Raw genomic sequence first — 6,467 nt, forward strand, 5'->3', positions numbered from 1 at the left:
TGGGTTGCAACGTTTTGTTTTGGTCTGTACCACACATCTTTCCCATTTTCTTTTTTTACCAGATGTAAATTATGATCAGAATCATAGATGTCATCTAAATGATTATTGAACCAATCAAATTGTTGTAGTTCAACAACATCAATTTCACAATATACTACAGAACCTTCACCACCAGATCTATCAAAATCACTGTACAGCCAAAAAGAAGGGCATACACCATAGCCATTCATAGCTCCAGGTACATTGATTACAGCTCCTTTAATTCTAGCTTCAACATAACCTGTAGTAAATGTCTCTTTTGATTTTAGAATTCCAGATTTAAAATAAGTCCCTCCATCAGCAACATTATTTGTATTGTGTCTCATGGTTAATTGAGCCTCGTTATTTACAATTTTGGCATTTTGCTCATTATTCCATTTCCATCCTGTTGTGTATGGAAGATTTTGTGTTTTAAGCCACTTGTTCCAATCGGGGGTAGCACTGTTGAATTCATCAGATAGATTATTGACTAATTGCCAATTATCTGCAGCATTTGAGGTTTTGGTAGGGTTTTGTCCATACACACCAAGGCTTGTTGCAATAAGCAATAAGCTGAAAATTAAATTAAATTTGTTCATAATATAAATTTGGGTTAGTAATAATTTACTTAAAATAAAAAAAGTTTTTTTAAAGAATGGACTATCAGAAAACATCTTAATCCATTCAAAAAAACAATTTGTTAATAATATAAATTGGGTCAGTTATAGTTTATTCAAAATAAAAATAAGTTTCGTATTTACAGGATCTGTAAGTCAGAAATCAATGAAGTCTATTTAAAAAATCAATTTGTTTATAATTGCAAAACATTTAGTAACAATGTTTTAACTTTGTTTAAAAAGAACTCTTCTACAAATTAAGGAGATAAAACCATTAAAAAATGTATGTAAATTACCTTTGAATAAGCTTTTCTTACCCTGATTGACTGTTTGTAGGTGAATAATATCTATAAGATCTTTATACATAAAGAGTTGTCATAGTAGTAACCATCATAAAAGCAATCTTATAATAATAACATTAAGATAATCTATAGTATAAATAGTTGTATTAGGTAATTTTAATAGGACATCAAAAATAAATTTATTGATACCTTTCAATTTTAAAATTTACAGTGTCCGAGAATACTTCGCTGTAAAACCAAAATCATGAACTGATACTTTAAAAGAGGGGAGTGTTGATTGGACTTTTTGAATTTTCCCTGTGAGGTAGTATTCAAAAAAATATATGATTTAGAAGATGGAGATCCGAGAGAGAGAAAATATATACTAATTCAAGAAATTACTATCTGAGATGGCAATAAAAAACCACCCTTTGGTGGGTGGTTTACAAACAGATCAGATTAATATTGAATAGCCATAACTAAGGCTTATAAAAAATCTACTTCTCAATCTCTCTCATACTTTCCATTTTCTTGTTAGCTAGGAAACCAGTAATATCTTCAAAATGTTCGATTACTCTTTTGTTTTTAAACTCAAAAACTTTAGTGGCCAATCCATCCAAGAAATCTCTATCATGCGAAACTAAAATCAAAGTACCATCAAAATCACGCAACGCCTCTTTAATAATATCTTTGGTTTTCATATCCAAGTGATTCGATGGCTCATCCAGAATAAGCAAGTTAACTGGTTCCAACAATAATTTAATCATTGCCAAACGCGTTTTCTCTCCTCCTGAAAGGACTTTTACTTTTTTGGTAATATCATCTCCTTGGAACATAAAAGCACCCAATATATTTTTGATTTGTGTACGTACATCGCCAACAGCTATATCATCAATAGTTTCAAAAATAGTCGCATTCTCGTCCAATAATGACGCTTGATTTTGAGCAAAATACCCAATTTGAGCATTATGACCAATTTCTAAAGTTCCTCCATCAATTTGAAGTTCTTTCATAATGGCTTTGATCATCGTTGATTTTCCTTCCCCATTTTTTCCAACAAAAGCTACTTTCTGTCCTCTTTCAATAACAATATTAGCATCTTTAAAAACCACATGATCGCCATAAGCTTTATCTAATTCTTTCACAATAACAGGATATTGTCCAGAACGAGCCGCAGGAGGAAACTTTAGTCGTAAGGCTGATGAATCTACTTCGTCTACTTGTACGATTACTAATTTCTCTAACATCTTCACACGTGATTGAACCGCATCTGTTTTTGAAAATGTTCCTTTAAAACGATCAATAAAAGTTCTATTATCAGCAATCATTTTTTGTTGCTCATCATATGCTTTTTGTTGGTGCATACGGCGATCTTTACGCAACTCTAAGTAATGTGTATATTTTGCTTTGTAATCATAAATACGTCCCATCGTTACCTCAATGGTACGATTGGTGATATTATCTACAAATGCTCTATCGTGTGAAATCAATACAACCGCCTTAGCCGAATTAATCAAGAAATCCTCTAACCATTGAATACTTTCAATATCCATGTGATTCGTAGGCTCATCTAGCAAAATCAAATCCGGTTTTTTCAATAAGATTTTAGCCAACTCGATTCGCATTCTCCATCCTCCTGAAAATTCAGATGTTTGTCTTGAAAAATCTTCACGAACAAATCCTAAACCTATTAATATTTTTTCAACTTCAGCTTCGTAGTTGACTTCTTCAATCGCATAATATTTCTCGCTTAAGTCAGAAACTCTTTCAATCAATTTCATGTACGCATCACTTTCGTAATCGGTACGTACAGTCAATTGTTCATTAATTTCGTCCATCTCTGCTTTCATCGCAAAAATTTCACCAAAAGCTTTCGACGCTTCTTCCATTACAGTTGCACCATCCACCGCCAGTAAATGCTGAGGCAAATAAGCAATAACTGCTTCTTTTGGAGCAGATATACTTCCCGTTGAAGGTTTGCTAGCACCTGCAATTATCTTTAACAGTGTCGATTTACCCGCACCATTTTTCCCCATAAGGGCAATTTTGTCATTTTCATTGATAGCAAAAGAAACATCGCTAAATAAAGTAGTTCCCCCAAAATGAACGGAGATATCGTTAACTGTAATCATTATAAGAAGTTAAAAGTTTTGAGATAGAAGGCAAATGTGTTTTTAGCCTCTAAATTTAAAAGTGCAAATATAGTTGAAATAGAGAACTCAACCATTTGAAAATATATAATTATTTTTTAGGGCGTTACCACAAGGGTCGGGCTTTTCGTTACAATCTTTTTGGGCAAAAAAGCCCAAAAAGGATTTCCACTGCAATCCCTAACGCAAACCACGTACAATCATCAATCAAGGGTACAACTATAATTGACGTAAATATTAATCCGTTGATTGTAATTCTTTATACTAGGAAAGAAGGCGAATGTTTTTTTTAAGATTAGAACTTATTTAAATCAAAATGTCAGTCTGAGCTTGTCGAAGACCATCTACAAGAGGTCACTAGGATAAGCTCAGTATAACGAAACAAAACTAACCTTCAATAAAAAAGTAATTACACTCAACGAATTAATATTAAATCAAAAAAACACCAATTCAATTAAATCATAAACAAAGGTTCTATTCCTCTTCTCTTTTTATTGTATTCCATATATGAGCATTATTCACTCCTATATCCTCGGGATTAAAAACAGGATCTTTACCCTCAGATTTTTGTTTTTCATAATCTTTCAATGCTTTCAATGCTGGTTTTTGCAACAAAATAATAGCGATAATATTAAACCAAGCCATTAGTCCAACTCCAACATCACCAATACTCCAAGCTAATTGCGACTGATTGGTAGCGCCATAAAGAATAACAAAAACCATTACTATTTTTAAAACATATATAAAAACGGTAGAATTACTATTTCGTGTTAGATACGATATATTCGTTTCGGCCATATAGTAATAGGCAATGATGGTTGTAAAAGCAAAGAAAAATAAAGCGATTGCAACAAAATAAGCCCCTAAGCCTGGCATTACCGTATCCATTGCGGCTTGAGTATAGGCAGGTCCTTCTGATAAACCCGGTACGCCTTCAACTAAAAAATTACCCACCACCTCTGGGTTTACCACGTTATATTTTCCCGTAATCAAAATCATAAATCCTGTTGCAGAACACACTAACAAAGTATCAATATAGACCGAAAAGGATTGTACTAAACCTTGTTTCGTAGGATGACTCACATTAGCAGCCGCCGCAATATGAGGTGCGGTACCTTGACCTGCTTCATTAGAATAAATCCCTCTTTTTACACCCCACTGAATAGCTAAACCAAAAACAGCTCCAAAACCAGCTTCCATATTAAAGGCACTTTTAATAATCAATAGAAACAATCTTGGAATTTCTTGGAAATCAATGATTAAAATAAAAATTGCTATCGCAATATATCCCAATGCCATAAAAGGCACTATATATTCAGTGAATTTGGCAATTCTTTTTACACCACCAAAAATAATGGCTGCAAACAGTGTAGCAACACCAATGCCGCAATACAAAGTATCTGTTTGAAAAGCATTTTGCATCCCTTCAGCAATAGAATTAACTTGTACGCCTGGTAATAATAATCCCGTTGAAATAATAGTCGTTATAGCAAATAATACGGCAAACCATTTTACTCCTAATCCTCTTTCTATATAAAAAGCAGGACCTCCACGAAATTGCCCTAAATGTTTTTCTTTATAAATTTGCGCCAATGTTGCTTCTACAAAAGCAGTACTAGCGCCTAAAAAAGCTACCATCCACATCCAAAACAAAGCCCCAGGTCCACCAAAAGCAATAGCTGTGGCTACTCCAGAAATATTTCCCGTTCCAACGCGACCTGCCAAAGACATTGCCAACGCCTGAAAAGAAGATACCCCCGAATCGGTACTTTTACCATCAAAAAGCAAACGAAACATTTCTTTGAAGTGACGTACTTGCAAAAAGCGAGTGCAAAAAGAAAAATAGAGCCCTGTGCCTAAACACAAAACAATCAATGCGTTACTCCAAATAATATCATTCAACATTCCGATGAATTCTTCCATAATATCTTTTTATTAATTTTTTATCAAAAAAACAACAAAACATCGGGAATACAAATAATTTTCTATAAAAAATCAGACTATTATTCTATCAAACAACAAAACTGCTTTATTCATTACAAATAAAGCAGTTTTGTTTTTATGTTTATAGATAATCCACTTTGACTAGATACGCACTGCAGTGCCTATTTACATTTGTATCTCTACAACAAAGACGCACTACAGTGCGCCTCTACAATGAATTGATTCATCATTATTCTTTTCTCCATTTTTTTGTTTCTTCAAAAACGTGTTCTAAAATGGCTGCTTCTTGGTCATCAAATTCTACATCTCTACGACTCATAACGATTTTAGCTGTTTGAAATGCTTTCTTAGTAATATAAGTAGTAAAACCTGAAGCACCACCCCAAGAAAAACTTGGAACAAAATTACGAGGAAAACCGCTTCCGAAGATATTTGCGCTAACTCCTACTACTGTACCTGTATTAAACATAGTATTGATACCACATTTACTATGATCTCCCATCATCAAACCACAAAACTGCAAACCCGTCTTTGCAAAACCTTCGGTTTCATAGTTCCATAATTTTACTTCCTCATAGTTGTTTTTTAGATTAGAATTATTACTATCTGCTCCAATATTACACCATTCCCCTAGAACAGAATTCCCTAAGAAACCGTCATGTCCTTTATTTGAATGAGCAAATAATACTGAATTATTGATTTCTCCTCCAATTCTAGATTGCGGTCCTACAGTTGTAGCACCATAGACCTTAGTTGCTAATTTTACAACTGCTCCTTCACACAAAGCAAAAGGGCCACGAATAACAGAATTCTCCATTATTTCAGAATCTTTACCAATATAAATAGGTCCTGTCGATGCGTTTAATGTTACAAATTCTAGTTTAGCGCCTTCTTCAATGAAGATATTCTCAGGTGAGATTACATTCACACTTTTAGGAATGGGTTGTGACTTACGATCTTCAGTTAAATAATCAAAATCAGCTTGAATGGCATCAGCATTTTTAGAGAAAATATCCCAAGGATTATTTACTGTAATGGTTTCTTCTTCAAATTCAATAATTTCATAACTATCAAAGTCTATTTCCTCTTGACTGTCGTGTGAATAAAAAGCCACTACTTCCTCTCCTTTAAAAATCGCTTGGTTATGACCTAAATCTTGAATTAAGTCGACTAATGAAGCGGTTGGTAAGAAAGAAGCATTAATCATTACATTTTCTTCTAATTCTACCATTGGATATTTATCTGATAAATATTCCTCCGTAAGTGTTGTTGTGGTAGAACCTAAATACATTTCCCATTTTTGACGAATGGTCATAATTCCAATCAAGATATCAGCAACGGGACGTGTAAAGGTAAAAGGTAATAAAGCATTTCTAGAAGGTCCGTCAAAAAGGATATAATTCATTTTATATATATTTTATTAAAATTGATTGCCGTAGGGACGTAGGGACAAGTCG

4 protein-coding genes are annotated in these 6,467 nt (G+C 33.5%); all 4 read right to left on the bottom strand.

The window, feature by feature from the left end; all coding sequences use genetic code 11:
- A partial coding sequence (locus WBQ70_RS06845) for a family 16 glycosylhydrolase (RefSeq protein ID WP_423912110.1) occupies positions 1–617 on the bottom strand: 617 nt, incomplete at its 3' end.
- Positions 618–1,413: 796 nt separating this feature from the next.
- Complete coding sequence (locus WBQ70_RS06850) at positions 1,414–3,048, bottom strand: ABC-F family ATP-binding cassette domain-containing protein (protein ID WP_423912113.1); 1,635 nt, start codon at positions 3,046–3,048, stop codon at positions 1,414–1,416.
- Positions 3,049–3,540: 492 nt separating this feature from the next.
- On the bottom strand, positions 3,541–4,992 hold the full coding sequence (locus tag WBQ70_RS06855) for an alanine/glycine:cation symporter family protein (protein WP_423912118.1): 1,452 nt from the start codon (positions 4,990–4,992) through the stop codon (positions 3,541–3,543).
- A gap of 247 nt (positions 4,993–5,239) precedes the next feature.
- Entirely contained in the window at positions 5,240–6,415 is a 1,176-nt protein-coding gene (locus WBQ70_RS06860) for a GlmU family protein (RefSeq protein WP_423912115.1), read from the bottom strand.
- Between the last annotated feature and the right edge of the window lie 52 nt (positions 6,416–6,467).

The sequence above is a fragment of the Flavobacterium sp. genome (assembly GCF_049590715.1).
Taxonomy (GTDB): domain Bacteria; phylum Bacteroidota; class Bacteroidia; order Flavobacteriales; family Flavobacteriaceae; genus Flavobacterium.